This is a genomic window from Brevundimonas sp., from assembly GCF_051858995.1.
Taxonomy (GTDB): Bacteria; Pseudomonadota; Alphaproteobacteria; order Caulobacterales; family Caulobacteraceae; genus Brevundimonas.
In genome coordinates this window covers 238,616-255,246 of sequence record NZ_JBHYGN010000008.1, presented here as the reverse complement: position 1 = coordinate 255,246, position 16,631 = coordinate 238,616, and the positions used below count along the sequence as shown (strand labels likewise).

Below are 16,631 nucleotides of genomic sequence, written 5' to 3'. Positions count from 1 at the left end.
CATCACGGCATTCGCCCGTCTTTCGGGCGCCTTAAAGGTTCTCCCGGAGCCAGCCCGCAGCCCGGGCGACGAGGCCCCCAGCATGCGCGCGCGGCGCATCTGCTGCGGTGATCTGCCGCGACATCAGCTTGCGGGCCGAGACGGCTTCACGGGGGCCGTAGGCGGCGCGCAGCAGCACGCCGGCGGCCGAGCAGAAGGCCGGGCCGGAGGCGGCGTCGGCCAGGTGAGGCGCGCGTTGTGGCTTGCCGAGCCGGACCGGGCGGTCGAACACCCGCACCGCCAGCTCGCGGACGCCGTTCAGCTGGCTGGCGCCGCCGGTCAACACCAGGCCGGCGCCCGGCTCCAGCCCCACGCCCGCATTGCGCAGACGGTCGCGCAGCAGCTCCAGCGTCTCCTCGACGCGCGGCGCGATGACGGTCTTCAGCATGGCGCGCGGCACGATGACCGGCCCGGCGGAGGCGTCCTCGCCGCGCGGCGGGGCTTCCAGCATCTCGCGGTCCTCATTGGCCGAGGCCATGGCCGAGCCGTGCAGGGTCTTGAGTCGCTCGGCGCCCGCGCGCGAGGTCGACAGGCCGCGCGCGATGTCGGCGGTGACATGGTCGCCGCCGACGTTCAGCGATTCGATGTGCAGCAGGCTGCGCCCGCCCCAGACCGCCGCCGAGGTCGCGCCGCCGCCCATGTCGATGCAGACGCAGCCGAGATCCATCTCGTCGTCTTCCAGAGCCGCCAGGGACGAGGCCACCGGCGCGGCGACCACGCCCTGCAGGTCCAGATGGGCCAGTTCGAGGCAGTGGCTCAGGGCCGTGAAGGCGCTTTCGGCCATGGAGACGACCAGCAGGTCGAGACCCAGCGAGTGGCCGCGCATGGCGCGCGGATCGTGCACGCCGCGCGCGCCGTCCACCGACCAGGCGATGGGCAGGACGTGGATCGGGCGTCGGTTGGGCAGGCGGATCTGGGCCAGGGCCATGGCGATGGCGCGCGCCAGCTCGGCGTCGCCGACCGGGTTCTGGCCCAGCGAGACGCGCGACTGCACCCGGTGGCTGGCCATCTGGCCGATGGCCGTGGTGACCACGACGCCGGACACCGGCGAGCCCGCGGCGCGCTCGGCGCGCTCGACGGCGTGGCCGATGGCCTGGGCCGCCTCATCCATGCTGATGATGCCGCCGCCCTTGATGCCGCGCGACTGGACATGGCCCGCGCCGGCGACCCGGATCGTCCGGTCCGCGTGGCGCACGCCCTCGGGCTTCATGATGAAGCAGCCGACCTTGGATTGCCCCAGATCGAGCGCGGCCACGACCGGGGCGCGTCCCGATGCGCCGCGACCATCCACCGATTTGTCCACAGACCGTCCGGCCATCCCCTGCCCTCTCAAGCTCTACCGTCGCCGGACGAGGGTCGGACGGCGACCTCCTCGGGCGTTCTCAAATCAATGCGCGCGAAGCCCAGCTCCAGCAGACGGCGGCGCTGGTCCATCTCGTCGAGCTGGATCAGGGCGGCGTCCTGATTGGTCGCCGGCAGCTGGATCAGGCTGCCGTCCTTCAGACGCAGGTCCCATCGGCGCTCGTCCACCCGCACCAGGGCTTCCAGACGGCTCATCAGGCGCGGGCGCTGGGCGACCAGCGGCAGGATTTCGGCGGCGGCCTGTTCGGCGCCCTTTCCCACCACCAGCGGCAGGTTGGGGTAACGGCCCGCGTCGGCGCCGGGGATGACCTTGCCGTGGCCGTCGATGACCTGGTTGCGGCCCGCCATCTGCCAGACGGCCAGACGGTCGTGCTCGACGACGTTGACGACCAGGGTGTTGGGCAGCAGGCGCGTGACCTGGGCCGACTTGACCCAGCCGACGCTCTCGACCCGCTGACGCACGGCGTCCAGATCGATGGAGGTCATGGCCTGACCGGCCTGAAGGTTCACGGCGCGCTGGATGGCGGCGCTCGCCTCGGGGCTTTCACCCTCGATGTAGACCCGGTCCAGCTTCAGCCCCATGCCGATCACCATGCCGTCCAGGCCGCGGCTGATCGAGGCGCCGATGCGCTCGGCGCGGGCGCCCGTGGCCAGCACGCCGCCCAGCAGGACCACGCCCGCCGCGATCGAGATCACCACCGCGCGGGGCGAAAGATCCAGACGGCCGATGGCCGCCACCTTTCCCGGGATCGCGGGCGCATTGCGGGGCGCGCGACCGCGCCCTCCGTTCCGGGGCGCCGCGCCGCGTTTTGCGGTCGGGCCTGAACTCTGTCGCCGACCGCCGCGAACTACCGCGGGCATGAGGCGTCCTCCACCATCCACCGGACAAGGTCTTTGTATTCCATCCCGCAATAGGCGGCCTGCTCGGGAACGAGGGAGGTCGGCGTCATGCCGGGCTGGGTGTTGACCTCCAAGAGGACCAGATCGTCCTTAACATCGTCATAACGGAAGTCGGATCGGCTAACGCCTCGGCAACCAAGCGCCTTGTGGGCCAGCTCGGCCTCGCGCAGCGCCCGCTCGAACACGGCGGGCGGCAGGTCCGCGGGCAGCTTGTGGACCGAGCCGCCGGGCGCGTATTTGGCCTCGTAGTCATAGAAGCCCTTCACCGGGGTGATGTCGGTCACGGTCAGGGCGCGCGGCCCCGCGGCCTCGCCCAACACGGTGACGCACAGCTCCTTGCCCCGGATGTAGGGCTCGACCATCACCTCTTCGCCGTAGGTCCAGTCGGGCGCGCCGACCTCGGTCTGCGGACCGTTGGCGCCTTCCGGCACCAGATAGACCCCGACGGACGACCCCTCGGCGTTCGGCTTGATCACATAGGGGGGCGGGATGACGTGGCGGCTGGCCACCTCATGCCGGTCGAACAGGCCGCCGCCCGGCACCACCACGCCCGCGGCGCGCAGGACAGACTTGGTCTTGTCCTTGTCCATGGTCAGAGCCGAGGCCAGCAGGCCCGAGTGGGTGTAGGGGATCTGCAGGGTCTCCAGAATGCCCTGGACGCAGCCGTCCTCGCCCCACTCGCCGTGCAGGCAGTTCAGAACCACGTCCGGTTTCAGCTCGGTCAGCACCTGGGCCAGATCACGGCCCGCATCGACGCGGCTGACCCTGGCCACCTGACCTTCAAGGGCGTCGGCGCAACCTTTGCCGGAACTGAGCGACACCTCCCGCTCGGACGACAGCCCGCCCAGAAGGACAGCGACGTGGAGGTCGAAAAAGGGGCGGGACATGGGGGACTCCGGGATGCCCAACGGCATGACCCGGACGTCCTTAACAGACCCTCAACCAAACCTGCCGGAGGTCCGAAATCCCGTCGATGAACAGGCCGTGAGGTTCAGGCCGCGGCGCGATGGTCGCCGTCGGGCGCGCGGGGCAGCAGCAGGGCCACCTGGCCGCCGCCAAGCGGCCCGGGGCCGAAATTGATGTCGCCGCCGATCCGGCGCAGCTCGACCCGATCGAAGGCGACGCCGTTCTCCGCCGGCCCGAGACGGATGGCCTCGACGAACTGCAACTGCCGCGCCTGATAGTCGGAGACGCCCGCGTCCTCGACCACCAGCCGCAGACGACCCTGATCATCCAGCCCCGCGACCAGCCGGACCACGCCGCCCTCGGTGGAGGCGTCCAGCGCACTGGTCAGGGCGTCGATCACCAGCCGCTTCATCCGCTCGGGATCAATGGCGGCGCGCCATGTCGGGTCGCCCGCCAGCACCTCCAGCCCGACCCTGGCCCGGCGGGCGCGGAACCGGACAGCCTGGGTCGCCGCCTTGATCGTCTCCGACACGCCAGCGGTCCGCGCGGCCAAATCGAGCGCCCCGTCGCCCAGGGCCACCATCTCGCGGCTCATCTGTTCGATCTCGGCCCCGCTCTCGGCGATCCGGGCCAACAGGTCGCGCTGGCGGGCATTCAGGTCGCCCAGACGACCACTGCGCAGCATCTCGGCGACGGTCACCACGCCGGTCAGGGGCGAGCGCAGCTCCTCCCCCACCCGGCCGATCAGCTCGGACTTGGCGGCGCTGACATCCTCTGCGGCGACGCGGCGGCGATCCAGCTCATCGGCCAGCCGGTCCAGCTGACGCATCAGGGCCGCGACCGGATGGACCGTCAGCACCAGCGCCCCGAAATAGATCGGCATGGCCATCACCGGATCGACCCCGGTGCTGTGCATCCGGGCGATGGGACCCTGATCAATCAGGCCCGCGCCGATGATCGCCACCGCCACCGCGCCGATGCTCAGGGCGCCGCCCCGGTCCCGGTCGTAAAGCACCGCCAGCACCGTCAGCGGGAAGGCCAGGATGACCACCGGCAACTGCGTCTGCCAGCTGAGGGCGAAGCACAACAGGCCGATGGCGGTCGGGGCCAGCAGGGCGCGCAGCCAGCCACCGCGCCGTACTGACCCCAGCGACAGGGCGAAAGGCGCCACGATGGCCATGCCCATCATGTCGGCGGTCAGCCACATGCCGCCCTGCTTCACCAGCTCCGGCCCGCCGAGATTGTAGGCCACGGCCAAGACGAAGGCGGCGATCAGGGTGCAGGCCAGCGGCCCCGCGACCACCGCGCCCAGCAGGAACTGACCGAGGTCCTTCAGGCCCGTCAGCGGCAGGGGCGTCCGGCGCATGAACCAGGCCGCGACCATGATCTCGATGGTGTTGGCGACGGGGAAGACCACGGCCATCAGCGGCGAGCGCCCGATGGCGAAATTGACCGCCGCCATGGCCACCATGCCGACGACCAGCGCCGTGCGGGCCTGCTGCGGCGTCGAACAGGCGCGCAGCACGAAGACCAGGATCAGGGCGTTGACCGGCCAGAAGGACGTCAGCCCCGCTTCACCCAGCAGATAGCGGTCCGACACCAACGTCGAGACCCAGACGACGGCGAACAGGCCGGCGAGCGACAGCAGGCGGGAGAACGACGGTCGATTCGGCAACATGCCCAAGCTCTGCCTCGGGATCATGTAGCCCCTGTTAACGGCGTCAGCCCTTGCGGCCGATCCGTTTGATTTCCCAGTCCAGTTGCACGCCGGTCTTGGCCTTCACGTCGGCGCGGACGGCCTCGCCCAGCCCCTCGATGTCGGCGGCGGTCGCCTCGCCGGGGTTGATCATGAAGTTGGAGTGCAGTTCGCTGAACATGGCCCCGCCGCCGTTGACGACGTGCAGCTTGCCGCGCCAGCCCGCCTCATCGACCAGCTTCCACGAGGAATGGCCTTCGGGGTTCTTGAAGGTCGAGCCGCCGGTCTTCTCGCGGATCGGTTGGGTGGTCTCGCGACGGCTGGTGATCTCGTTGATCTTCGCCGTGACCGTTTCCGGATCGGCGGGCGTCCCGCGATAGACGGCCTCGACCCAGATGATATCGTTCTCCGGTACGACCGAGTGGCGATAGGTGTAGCCGAAGTCGGCCAGCACATAGTCCACCCGCTCGCCCGACCGGGTCAGGCCCCAGGCCGAGACCAGCACGTCCTTCGTCTCCGCGCCGTAGCAGCCCGCGTTCATGGTCAGGGCGCCGCCAATGGTGCCCGGAATGCCCGCATAGAACTCCAGCCCGCCGATGCCCGCCTTGGCGCTGGCCTTGGCGACCATCGAGTCCAGCGCGCCCGCGCCGGCCGTGATGGTGTCGCCCTCGGTCGTGATCTGGGCCCAGGGACGCCCGGCCAGCCGGATCACCACGCCCTCAACCCCGCCGTCGCGCACGATGACGTTCGAGCCGACGCCGAGCACGGTCACGGGAACCGCCGGGTCCAGCGCCTTGAGGAAGTCGGCCAGATCGTCGGCGTCCGCCGGGATGAACAGCGCATCCACCGCCCCGCCCACCCGGAACCAGGTGTACGGCCCCAGCGGCTCGTTCAGCAGCAGCTTGCCGCGGACTTCGGGATACGAACTCAAGACAGCGCCTCCAGCTGCGCCGGCAGGGCGTAGGCCCAGCTGGTGATGTCGCCGGCGCCCAGCAGGACGACCAGATCGCCCGGCTTGGCCTCTTCCTTGATCGCGCGCGGCAGGACGGCGGCGTTCTCCAGCGGCTGGACATGCCGGTGGCCGAAGCGGCGGATGCCGTCGACCAGCGCATGCTTGTCCACGCCCTCCAGAGGGGCCTCGCCCGCCGGATAGACGTCGGCCACAATCACGGCGTCAGCGTCCGAGAAACAGGTGGAGAACTCCTCCATCAGGTCGCGCAGGCGGGTGTAGCGGTGCGGCTGAACCACGGCGATGACGCGACCCTCGGCCACCTGGCGGGCGGCCTTCAGCACGGCGGCGATCTCGACCGGGTGGTGGCCGTAGTCGTCGATCACCCGCACGCCGCCGGCGACGCCCGTGGTCGTGAAGCGGCGCTTCACCCCGCCGAAGCCCGCCAGACCGGCCTTGATGGCCTCATCCGACACGTCCAGCTCGCGCGCCACGGCGATGGCGGCCAAGGCGTTGGAGACATTGTGCCAACCGGCCATCGGCAGATGCAGGCCTTCGATGCGGATCGGCTCGTCCAGCGCGGCCAGCCCCTGCTGCTGGATCACCACATCGAAGCGGCAGCCATCGGGGCCCATTTCGCAGTTGTCGGCGCGGACCATGGCCTGCGGATTGACGCCATAGGTGACCAGACGGCGGTTATCGATGGAGGCGACGAGACGCTGCACTTCGGGGTGATCCAGACAGACCGCCGCGAAGCCGTAGAAGGGGATGTTCTCGACGAAGTCCACGAACGCCTTCCGGACGCCGTCAAAGTCGCCGTAGTGGTCCAGATGCTCGGGATCGATGTTGGTGACGATGGCCACCGTGGACTTCAGGCGCAGGAAGCTGCCGTCGCTCTCGTCGGCCTCGACCACGATCCAGTCGCCGTCGCCGACCTTGGCGTTGGTGCCGTAGGCGTTGATGATCCCGCCGTTGACCACCGTCGGGTCCAGCCCGGCGGCGTCCAGCAGGGCCGCGACCATCGAGGTCGTCGTCGTCTTGCCGTGGGTGCCCCCGACCGCGATGGAGAACTGCAGCCGCATTAGCTCGGCCAGCATCTCGGCGCGGCGGACCAGCGGGATGCGCCGCTCGCGGGCGGCCATCATCTCGGGGTTCGTCGCCTTTACCGCGGTCGAATAGACCACCGCCGACACGCCCTCGCCCACATGGGCGGCGTCATGGCCGATGAAGATCTTGGCGCCCAGCTTCTCCAGCCGCTCGGTATTGGCCGAGGCCTTGGCGTCCGAGCCCTGCACCGAATAGCCGATCTTGAGCATGATCTCGGCGATGCCGCTCATGCCGATGCCGCCGATGCCGACGAAGTGGACGGGACCGAGGTCGAACGGAACGGGGCGAAGGCGAGCGATCATCGAAGCGGGTTAGCAGGGGTTTTGGCGGAATGCATCAAAGTTCCTCCCCCTGCGGGGGAGGGGGACCGCGAAGCGGTGGAGGGGCGCCGGAGACAGGCTCACCCTCCAGAATGACAGAGCCTGAGGACACACCCCTCCACCATGCTGCGCATGGTCCCCCTCCCCCGCTGGGGGAGGACCTCGCTCTAATCCTCCGACACGAAGTCCTGTGCGAACTCCGGCCCGTCCTCCTCGCCCGCCAGCAGGGGGACGTCGTCCTCGTCGGAGGCGCGGGTGGGGTCCGGGACCTCGAAGCCGACGGGGATGGACAGGTCCAGCAGGCCCGCGGCCTTCATCTCCTGAACGCCCGGCAGGTCGTAGAGGCTGGCCAGGCTGAAGTGTTCCAGGAACTTGTCGGCGGTGGCGTAGGTCACCGGGCGGCCCGGCGTGCGACGACGCCCCTTCAGCTTCACGAACCCCATCTCCAGCAGCAGGTCCAGCGTTCCCTTGGACAGGGAGACGCCGCGCACGCTCTCGATCTCGGCCCGGGTGCAGGGCTGGTGGTAGGCGATGATGGCCAGGGTCTCGAGCGCGGCCTTGGACAGGCGACGCGGCTCCTCCCGCTCTTCGGTCATCATGAAAGACAGGTCGGCGGCAGTGCGGAAACGCCAGCGGTCGGCCACGCACTCCAGCTCCACGCCCCTGTTCTGATACCGCTCGCGCAGGGCCGAGATGGCCCCGCCGACGTCCGCGCCCTCGGGCAGGCGGCGCGCGATCTCGGCCGCCGACAGCGGACCGGCGGCGGCGAACAGCAGCGCCTCGACGCGGCGCTCGATCTCCATGTGATCGGGGGCGAACTGGATGCTCATGGGGTCAGTTCCAGCGGCAAGCCCTTGCCGCGGCGCTTGAGGAAGATGTCGGCGAAGGCCTCGGCCTGTTTCACGTCCATGGCCCCCTCCTTCACCAGCTCCAGACTGGCCGACAGGGTCGAGGCTGTATAGCTGGCCTGCGAGGGCCCCTCGTCCTCGTATTTCTCGGGCGCGATCTTGTCGAGCGGCGTCCACTGCTCCAGCCGGGGCAGGACCTCGCGCAGCCAGTCGCGGGCGGCCTCCAGCTGGAAGGCCTCGACCCGCTGGCCGGGATTGTAGCGCCGCATCTCCTCGCGCCGCCGCTGAGTCACATAGGCGGCCATCAGCTCGTACAGGCTGGCGTCGATGCGGTCGGACGGGATGATCACCGTCGCCTCCGGGTCGCCACGGGTGAAGACGTCGCGCTTCAGCTGGGGCCGGGACTGGATCGCCTCGACCGCCCGCCGCATGGCCTCCAGCTTCTGCAGGCGGAAGGCCAAGGCCGCCGCCATCTCCTCGGCGGGCACCTCGTCGCCCTTGCCCTTCTCATTGCGGGGGAGCAGGAGGCGGGACTTCAGATAGGCCAGCCAGGACGCCATCACGAGATAGTCGGCCGCCAGGGCGAAGTTGCGCCGCCGCGCCTCATGCACGAAGGCCAGATACTGTTCGGCCAGCCGGGTGATGGACAGCTTCAGCAGGTCCACCTTCTGCGTCCGCGCCAGCGCCAGCAGCACGTGCAGCGGGCCTTCATAGCCTTCCAGATCGACCACGAAGGCGTCGCGTTCGTCCGCCTGGTCGGCGGCGGCGAAGTCCAGGTTGGGCTGGAAGGCGTCGGTCATGGAACTAGGCCTGCGCCTCCCCGACGTCCGGCCCCTTCGCCGCCTCGAACCGTCCGGCCAGCAGGGCGGCGAAGCGGTCGTGGGCCTCGCGATAGTCCAGCGGCTCGGGCGTATGGACGATGCGCGCCAGGGCGGCCTCGGCGCGGCGGGCCGCCTTGCCCTTCAGCTTGCCGACGCCCTCGGCGACCGAGGCCATTTCGGCCAGATCGCCGTTGCAGTGCAGGACCACGTCGCAGCCCGCCTTCAGCGAGGCCTCGGCCCGTTCGCGGAACGAGCCGGACAGGGCGTGCATCGACAGGTCGTCGGTCAGGATCAGGCCGCCGAAGCCCAGATGCTCGCGCATCAGCTTCACCGCCTCCTTCGAGGTGGTCGCCGGGCGCTTAGGATCGACGGCGGTGAAGACGACGTGGGCCGTCATGGCCATGGGCATGTCGGACAGAGCCTTGAACGGGGCGAAGTCCCAGCCGTCCAGTGTCTCGAAATCCGCATGCACCACCGGCAGGGCCTTGTGGCTGTCGGCGAAGGCGCGGCCGTGGCCGGGCATGTGCTTGATCACCGGCAGGACCCCGCCCGCCAGCAGCCCCTCGGCGGCGGCGCGGCCCAGCCGGGCCACATCGGCGGGATCATGGGCATAGGCGCGGTCGCCGATGATGTCGTGGGCGCCGGGCACCGGCACGTCGAGCACCGGCAGGCAGTCAACGGTGATCCCGACCGCCTTCAGATCATGGGCCAGCAGACGACCGCCCAGCCGGGCCAGCTCGCGCGCCGCCAGCGGATCATTGGTCGCCTTCAGATAGGCCTCGCCCGGCGGATATTTGGGCCAGTGCGGCGGCCCCATCCGCTGGACTCGTCCGCCCTCCTGATCGATCAGGATGGGGGCGGCCTCGTCGCCAAGGCAGTCGCGCAGTTCAGCGGTCAGGGCGCGCAGTTGGTCCGGACTTTCGACATTGCGGCGGAACAGGATGAAGCCCCACGGCCGGACGTCGGAGAAGAAGGCCTTCTCCTCCGCCGTCAGCCGATGGCCGCTACAGCCGTAGATCGCCGCCGTCGTCACCGGGCGTCAGCGAACGATGCAGTCGCCGCCGTTCGACTTGATGGCGCTGCACAGGGCGGTCGCCTGTTCGCGGCTCAGGCCGGTGACGGTGGTGCGGTACAGGGTCGAACCGCTGGACGAGGTGACTTCCTGCACCCGGCGGGTCGAGCCGCGGGTCAGGGACGGATAGCGGCCGACGACCTGGCCGTACTCGCGCTCGGCGATGGCCGGGGTCGAGAAGGCGCCGATCTGGACGCCCGAGGTTCCGCCGGTCGTGGCCGGGGCCGCGGGCTCGGCCTTGGCGGGCGGAGGCGTGGTGGCGGCGGGCGGAGTCGGACGGGTCGCGGCCGGCGCGACGGGCTCGGGCTGCGGCGCCGGGCGCGGCTGCACAGCCTCCGGCGGCGGGGTGAAGGTCGGGGTCTCGCTGGTGGGCGCGCCGCCGGAATAGACATCGATGCCCGCTTCCGGATCGACCGGCTGGGCTTCGACCGGGGCGGCGGTCTTCAGGTCGCCAACCGGAGCCCCCACGGCGGGCGGGGCGTCGCCCGAGGCGCGCGGACCCGCCTGATAGTAGACGACCACGGCGATGATCAGCAGCAGCAGGACCACGCCGGAGATGATCAGGGTCAGGGGCGGCGCCTTGCCGCCGCCACCGGCGGGACCGCCGCCGCGACGCGGATCATAGCCGCCGCGATCAAACGGCAGGTCGTCGTCGGTCGGGGGCGTATAGGCGCCGCGGTCGCGACCGGGGTTCGGACGGTAGGGATCTTCGTGGGACATGGCCGCGCCTCAGGAACGTCGCCGACCGCGAATCGCCCGCGTCGGCCCAATAGCTTACCCGTCCCAGCCCGGCTTACGAATCACAGATCCAGCGCGAGGTCGAGGCTGAACAGCTTCTTGTGCTCTTCGATCGCATAGCGGTCGGTCATGCCGGCGATGTAGTCGCAGACGGCGCGGGCGCGCTTGGCCTCGTCGCCGTCGCGGGCGGGCCTCGACCATTCCGGCGGCATGGTCTCGGGCTCGGCCATGAACAGCTGGAACATCTCGGCCAGGATGCGCCGGGCCTGACTGCGGGTCCGGTTGACGCGGTAGTGGCGGTACATCCGCTCGAACAGGAACTTACGAAGCACGCCCAGGTCGGCCAGCATGGCCGGCGAGAAGGCGACCAGGGTGCGCGAGGCGGTGCGCACGTCCTCGGTGGAGCGGATGTTGTCCGCCTCCAGCCGCCGTCCGGTCTCGGCCAGCACGTCCTCGACCATGACCCCGATCATCCGGCGCACGGCCTCGATGCGGACCATCCGCTCGTTGATATTGGGCCAGTCGGCGCGGACGCCGTGCAGCACCGGCCCGATCAGGGGCACGTCCATCAGGTCGTCCAAGGTGAACAGGCCCGCCTGAACCCCGTCATCGACGTCGTGATTGTTGTAGGCGATGTCGTCGGCGATGGCGGCGGCCTGGGCCTCCAGCGAGGCGAAGCTGTCCAGCCTCAGGTCCCAGCCCGGCGCATAGTCGGCGATGGCCTTCCACGACGGCTCGTCCAGCCGGTGGCTGACCGGGCCGTTGTGCTTGATCACGCCCTCGACGGTCTCCCAGCTGAGGTTCAACCCGTCGAACTGGGGATAGCGCTCCTCCAGCTTGGTCACGACGCGGAAGGTCTGGACGTTGTGATCGAAGCCGCCGTAGGCCGCCATGCAGGCCTGCAGTTCGTCCTCGCCCGCGTGGCCGAAGGGCGGGTGGCCCAGATCGTGGGCCAGGGCGATGGTCTCGGCCAGATCGGTGTCCAGCCGCAGGGCATGGGCCAGCGAGCGGGCGATCTGCGCCACCTCGAGGCTGTGCGTCAGCCGGGTGCGGTAGTGATCGCCCTCGTGCGCGACGAAGACCTGGGTCTTCTCCTTCAGGCGACGGAAGGCGGTGGCGTGGATGATCCGGTCGCGGTCGCGGGCGAAGGCGTTGCGGGTGCGGCTGATCGGCTCGGGCGACAGCCGTCCGCGGCTGTGCTCGGGGTATTCGGCGTAGGGCGCGCGGTCAGGGATCAAGTTCGGCTGCTCATTCGCGAGGACGGGCCTTTGCGAACGCCCGTGCGCGCCTCATATAGGCCCTTGTGAGCACCGTCCAATCCGCCCCCGCCTTCGCCATCTCCGCCCCCACAGGCGGTCATGGCCTGACCCTGTCCGAAAGCGCCGCCAAGCGTCTGGCCAAACTGGGCGAGATCGAGGGGCGTCCGGTCCTGCTGCGCGTGGCCGTGGACGGCGGCGGCTGCTCGGGCTTCCAGTATCGGTTCGAGCTGATCGAGGCGGGCGACGCCGACGATATCCGCATTGAGACCGACGGTCAGGCGGCGGTGGTGGACACCGTCTCCCTGCCCTTCCTCAAGGGCTCGGAGATCGCCTTCGTCGATGATCTGGCCGGCGCCCAGTTCGTGGTCAGGAACCCGAACGCCGCCTCAAGCTGCGGTTGTGGCGTCAGCTTCTCCATCTGATTCAACGCCCTGCGTCGAGCAACCGCGGTTACGTGATTTACCGTAAACGCCCGTGAACCCCATAGTCAGGCCTGCCGTGGTTGACCAGACGTAAGCGCCGCTCCCCCGGCGCGGGTTTTACGGTGCGTCCCATGAAGATCAGCTCGCTCTCCCTCTCGGCCAAGATGGCCCTGATGGTCATCGCCGCGCTCGGCGTCCTGACACTGACCCTGATGGCGGTCGCCGCCGTGCTTCTGACCCGCGATGCGGAGGCCCGGGCGGCCGAGCGTCAGGAAACCAATATGCGCGTCGCCTGGGACGTGCTGGCCGACTATGGCGCCAACTTCAGCTCAGACGGCCAGACCCTGCGGGTCGGCGGCACGACGCTGAACGACTTCGTCGAGCCGGTGGACCGGATCAAGACCCTCGTCGGCGGCACCGCCACCGTCTTCATGGGCGACACCCGGGTGACGACCAATGTGGTCAAGGAAGATGGCTCGCGGGCCGTCGGCACCAAGCTGAAGGCTGGACCGGTGCATGACGCTGTGCTGCGCGAGGGCCAGTCCTATCGCGGATCGGCCGACATTCTTGGAAAGCCCTATTTCGTCGCCTACGACCCGATCAAGAACGCCCAGGGCCAGACCATCGGCGTCCTGTACGTCGGCGTGCCCAAGGCCGACTTCATGGCCTCGGTGAATCACGTGATGATCGCCCTGTTCGCGGGCGGCACGGTGATGGCCCTGCTGGTGCTGGGCGTTTGTCTGGTGCTGTCGCGCCGGATGTTCTCGCCGCTGCAGGCGCTGTGCGACCGGATGGAGTCCCTGCGTCAGGGCGACACCAGCTTCGAGGCCCCGTGGGCCGCCCGTGGCGACGACATCGGACACATCGCCCGCGCCGTCCTGGCCTTCCGTGACGCCGCCATCCGCCAGCGCGAGGTCGAGGGCGAGGCCGAGGGCATGCGCGAGACCGCCCGTCAGGCCCGCATCGCCTCCGAAGCCGAGACCGCCCGTCTGGCCGAAGAGGACGCCGTGGTCGTCGAAGCGCTGGGCAAGGGCCTGTCGGCGCTGGCGCAGGGCGACCTGACCCACCGCATCAATTTGACCTTCGCCGCCCGCAGCCGCCAGCTGAAGGACGACTACAACGCCGCCATGGACGCCCTGGCCGAGACCATGGGCGAGATCATCGTCCTGACCGGCGCCATGCGTTCGGGCGCCACCGAGGTCAGCACCGCCACCGACGACCTGTCGCGCCGCACCGAGCGTCAGGCCGCCGCGCTGGAGGAGACCGCCGCCGCCCTGGACGAGATCACCGTCACGGTGAAGAAGACCGCCGAGGGCGCCCGCGCCGCCGCCGACATCACCGACGAGGCCCAGAAGGGCGCCGCCGAGCGCGAGCGGATCATCGCCGACACCACCGCCGCCATGACCCAGATCGAGAGCACCTCGGGCCGGATCGGCGAGATCATCGGCGTTATCGACGAGATCGCCTTCCAGACCAATCTGCTGGCCCTGAACGCCGGGGTCGAGGCGGCCCGCGCGGGCGAGGCCGGTCGCGGCTTCGCGGTTGTGGCCTCGGAAGTGCGGGCCCTGGCCCAGCGCTCGGCCGACGCCGCCAAGGAGATCAAGGCGCTGATCGCCGCCTCCAGCGCCAGCGTCGGCGAAGGCGCCCGCCTTGTCTCCCAGACCGGCGGCGCCCTGACCGCCCTGATCGGTCAGGTGGCGAAGATCAACGAACTGGCCGGCGAGATCGCCGCCTCGGCCAACGAGCAGGCCGTCGGACTGGTCGAGGTCAACACCGCCGTCAACCAGATGGACCAGACCACCCAGCAGAACGCCGCCATGGTCGAACAGACCACCGCCGCCAATCAGGCCCTGAGCCATGAGGCGGAACAGCTGGCCCACCTGATCCAGCGCTTTCGGATCGCGGGGGGCGGCTCGCAGGTGATGGCGCGGGCGGCGTAAGTCGCGCTGAAATCGGACCAAGGCGACGCGTGGCCCGGATGACTGCTCGCGCAGTCTCCGGGCCGCTTTCGTCAGTCCCTGACCAGCCCGCCGTCGACGACGAGGTTCTGGCCGGTGACCGCCCGGCTCCACGGCGAGGCGAAGAAGAGGACGGCGTCGGCGAACTCTTCCGGGGTGGTGACCGAGCGGAGCGGGGTCATGCCGGCGATCAGGTCGAAGACGGCTTCCGGGGTCGCCTTGCTGGCGTCGGTGGTGCGCAGCAGGCCGCCGGAGACCATGTTGACCGTGATGCCCTGCGGACCGAGGTCGGCCGAGGCCGTGCGGGTCAGGCTGAGCAGGGCGGCCTTGGCGGCGGTGTAGTCGTGGTAGGGCACGACCGGATTCTGGAACAGGTTGGTGCCGATGTTGACCACCCGGCCGAAGCCGTTGGCGGCCATGCCCGGCGCCGTGGCCTGGATGACGTTCAGGGCGCCGCGCACGACGGTGGCGAACTGGTCCTCCAGCTCGGACCAGTCGATGTCGTTCAGCTTGGACCGGGCCTCGCCGTTGAAGCTGTAGTCCAGCGCATTGTTGACCACGGTCGTCACCGGCGAGCCGAAGACGTCTTCGGCCAGGGCGACCATCTCGTGCACCGCCTCGCGGTCGGTGACGTCGGCGCGGAAGGCGACGGCCTGTTCCGGGAACTCGTCGACCAGTTCGCGGGCGGCGTCCTCGCTGGCGCGGAAATTGATGACGACGCGGGCGCCTTCACGGGCGAAGGCGCGGATGACGGCGGCGCCGACGCCGCGCGCCCCGCCGGTGACGAGGACGATCTGCTCTTCGAGTTTCATCAGGCGAGGGTCTCCTGGAAGCGGACGGGACGACCGTGGGCGGTGCCCTGCAGCTCGCCGTCGCGCATCACGACGCGGCCGCGAACGATGGTGGCCATGGCCTTGCCGGTGGCCTCGAAGCCGTCGAACGGGGTCCAGCCCGAACGGGTGGCCATGTCCTCGTGCTTCAGCACGTGCTTCTTCTTGAGATCGACGATGGTCAGGTCGGCGTCATAGCCCTCGGCCATCCGGCCCTTGCCGGCGATGCCGAAGACGCGGTTGGCGCCGTGGCTGGTCAGGTCGATGAAGCGGTCCAGCGTCAGGCGGCCGTTGGCGACATGGGTCAGCATGACCGGCACCAGGGTCTGGACGCCCGGCATGCCCGAGGGCGAGGCCGGATACGGACGGGCCTTCTCCTCCAGCGTATGCGGAGCGTGGTCCGAGCCCAGCACGTCGGCGACGCCCTGCTCGACCCCGCGCCACAGGCCGGCGATGTGGTAGTTGTTGCGGATCGGCGGGTTCATCTGGGCCAGCCCCTTGAGGCGGTCATAGGCCTCGTCCCCGTCCAGCGTCAGGTGCTGGGGGGTGACCTCGACGGTGGCGACGTCCTTGTGCCCGGCCAGGAACTCGATCTCTTCCGCCGTGGTGACGTGCAACACGTGGATGCGGGCGCCGGTCTCCCTGGCCAGCCCGACCAGACGGCGGGTGGACATGATGGCGCTCTCGGGGTCGCGGACCTCCGGATGGCTGGTCCAGTCGCCGGTGCGGGCCAGCGGACGGCGCTCGACCAGACGGTATTCGTCCTCGGAGTGGAAGGTGGCGCGGCGCTTCACATGGCGCAGGACCTCGCGCACCCCGTCGTCGTCAGCGACCAGAAGGGTGCCGGTCGAGGCGCCCATGAAGACCTTGACGCCGCAGCAGCCCGGCAGACGCTCCAGATCACCGAGGAAGCGGGCATTCTCGTGGGTGCCGCCGATGTAGAAGGCGTGGTCGGTCCACATGCGGTCGCGGGCGCGGGCCAGCTTGTCTTCCAGGGTGACCGGATCGGTGGTGTTGGGCTCGGTGTTCGGCATCTCGAACACGGCGGTGACCCCGCCCAGAGCGGCGGCGCGCGAGCCGGTCTCCAGATCTTCCTTCCACTCCAGCCCCGGTTCGCGGAAGTGGACCTGGGTGTCGATGACGCCCGGCAGAACCGTGAGGCCCGTGGCGTCGAACACCTCGCCCGCCGAGGCCTGAGACAGGTCGCCGATGAAGGCGATCTTGCCGTCGATGATGCCGACGTCGGCGAGGCCGCGTCCGGCGTGATTGGCGACTTCGCCGCCGCGAACGATCAGGTCGTAGGTCATGGCCGGTCTGAATAGTCGGAAACGGGACGGATGGCAGGGGGCGGGCGGAAAAAAGAGGGTGTGAACAGTGTAATTGGTGTGAGGCGGGCGGGACGGT

At 69.8% G+C, this 16,631-nt stretch carries 15 protein-coding genes; 2 read left to right on the top strand and 13 right to left on the bottom strand.

All coding sequences use genetic code 11. The annotated features are described in order from the left end of the window. Nucleotides 1–31 precede the first annotated feature (31 nt). From ftsA to ACTIEF_RS08745, 11 genes are all read right to left on the bottom strand, one after another. Nucleotides 32–1,357: a cell division protein FtsA gene (gene ftsA, locus ACTIEF_RS08795; protein WP_439471756.1), complete on the bottom strand. Its 1,326-nt coding sequence runs from the start codon at nt 1,355–1,357 to the stop codon at nt 32–34. A gap of 11 nt (nt 1,358–1,368) precedes the next feature. Then, entirely contained in the window at nt 1,369–2,262 is an 894-nt protein-coding gene (locus tag ACTIEF_RS08790) for a cell division protein FtsQ/DivIB (RefSeq protein WP_439471755.1), read from the bottom strand. Then, nucleotides 2,250–3,188: a D-alanine--D-alanine ligase gene (locus ACTIEF_RS08785; RefSeq protein ID WP_439471754.1), complete on the bottom strand. Its 939-nt coding sequence runs from the start codon at nt 3,186–3,188 to the stop codon at nt 2,250–2,252. The genes ACTIEF_RS08790 and ACTIEF_RS08785 overlap by 13 nt, the downstream gene beginning before the upstream one ends. Nucleotides 3,189–3,292: 104 nt before the next feature. Next, nucleotides 3,293–4,885 (bottom strand): MASE1 domain-containing protein, encoded by a 1,593-nt coding sequence (locus ACTIEF_RS08780; RefSeq protein ID WP_439471753.1) that lies wholly within the window; start codon nt 4,883–4,885, stop codon nt 3,293–3,295. A gap of 43 nt (nt 4,886–4,928) precedes the next feature. Further along, a complete protein-coding gene (murB, locus tag ACTIEF_RS08775) occupies nt 4,929–5,834 on the bottom strand; it encodes a UDP-N-acetylmuramate dehydrogenase (protein WP_439471752.1) in 906 nt (301 codons plus the stop codon). Then, complete coding sequence (gene murC / locus ACTIEF_RS08770) at nt 5,831–7,261, bottom strand: UDP-N-acetylmuramate--L-alanine ligase (RefSeq protein WP_439471751.1); 1,431 nt, start codon at nt 7,259–7,261, stop codon at nt 5,831–5,833. The genes murB and murC overlap by 4 nt, the downstream gene beginning before the upstream one ends. A 185-nt stretch (nt 7,262–7,446) precedes the next feature. After that, nucleotides 7,447–8,109 (bottom strand): SMC-Scp complex subunit ScpB, encoded by a 663-nt coding sequence (scpB, locus tag ACTIEF_RS08765; protein WP_439471750.1) that lies wholly within the window; start codon nt 8,107–8,109, stop codon nt 7,447–7,449. Beyond that, nucleotides 8,106–8,927, bottom strand: a complete 822-nt coding sequence (locus ACTIEF_RS08760; RefSeq protein WP_439471749.1) for a segregation and condensation protein A — start codon at nt 8,925–8,927, stop codon at nt 8,106–8,108. The genes scpB and ACTIEF_RS08760 overlap by 4 nt, the downstream gene beginning before the upstream one ends. A gap of 4 nt (nt 8,928–8,931) precedes the next feature. Next, on the bottom strand, nt 8,932–9,981 hold the full coding sequence (gene nagZ, locus ACTIEF_RS08755; RefSeq protein WP_439471748.1) for a beta-N-acetylhexosaminidase: 1,050 nt from the start codon (nt 9,979–9,981) through the stop codon (nt 8,932–8,934). Nucleotides 9,982–9,987: 6 nt separating this feature from the next. After that, complete coding sequence (locus ACTIEF_RS08750) at nt 9,988–10,740, bottom strand: SPOR domain-containing protein (protein WP_439471747.1); 753 nt, start codon at nt 10,738–10,740, stop codon at nt 9,988–9,990. Between the two features lie 80 nt (nt 10,741–10,820). Next, nucleotides 10,821–11,996 carry a deoxyguanosinetriphosphate triphosphohydrolase gene (locus ACTIEF_RS08745; protein WP_439471746.1) on the bottom strand — a complete coding sequence of 392 codons (1,176 nt, stop codon included), beginning with the start codon at nt 11,994–11,996 and terminating at the stop codon, nt 10,821–10,823. A gap of 65 nt (nt 11,997–12,061) precedes the next feature. Here ACTIEF_RS08745 and erpA point away from each other — a divergent pair, with 65 nt between their 5' ends. Both erpA and ACTIEF_RS08735 read left to right on the top strand, forming a co-directional pair. Further along, nucleotides 12,062–12,439, top strand: a complete 378-nt coding sequence (gene erpA, locus ACTIEF_RS08740) for an iron-sulfur cluster insertion protein ErpA (protein ID WP_439471745.1) — start codon at nt 12,062–12,064, stop codon at nt 12,437–12,439. A gap of 131 nt (nt 12,440–12,570) precedes the next feature. Beyond that, nucleotides 12,571–14,379 carry a methyl-accepting chemotaxis protein gene (locus ACTIEF_RS08735; RefSeq protein ID WP_439471744.1) on the top strand — a complete coding sequence of 603 codons (1,809 nt, stop codon included), beginning with the start codon at nt 12,571–12,573 and terminating at the stop codon, nt 14,377–14,379. A gap of 71 nt (nt 14,380–14,450) precedes the next feature. On the opposite strand, the gene ACTIEF_RS08730 is transcribed toward ACTIEF_RS08735, so the two are convergent. Together ACTIEF_RS08730 and ACTIEF_RS08725 are read right to left on the bottom strand one after the other, a co-directional pair. Next, nucleotides 14,451–15,209 carry a 3-oxoacyl-ACP reductase gene (locus ACTIEF_RS08730; protein WP_439471743.1) on the bottom strand — a complete coding sequence of 253 codons (759 nt, stop codon included), beginning with the start codon at nt 15,207–15,209 and terminating at the stop codon, nt 14,451–14,453. Continuing rightward, nucleotides 15,209–16,534: a dihydroorotase gene (locus ACTIEF_RS08725; RefSeq protein WP_439471742.1), complete on the bottom strand. Its 1,326-nt coding sequence runs from the start codon at nt 16,532–16,534 to the stop codon at nt 15,209–15,211. The genes ACTIEF_RS08730 and ACTIEF_RS08725 overlap by 1 nt, the downstream gene beginning before the upstream one ends. Nucleotides 16,535–16,631: the final 97 nt, after the last annotated feature.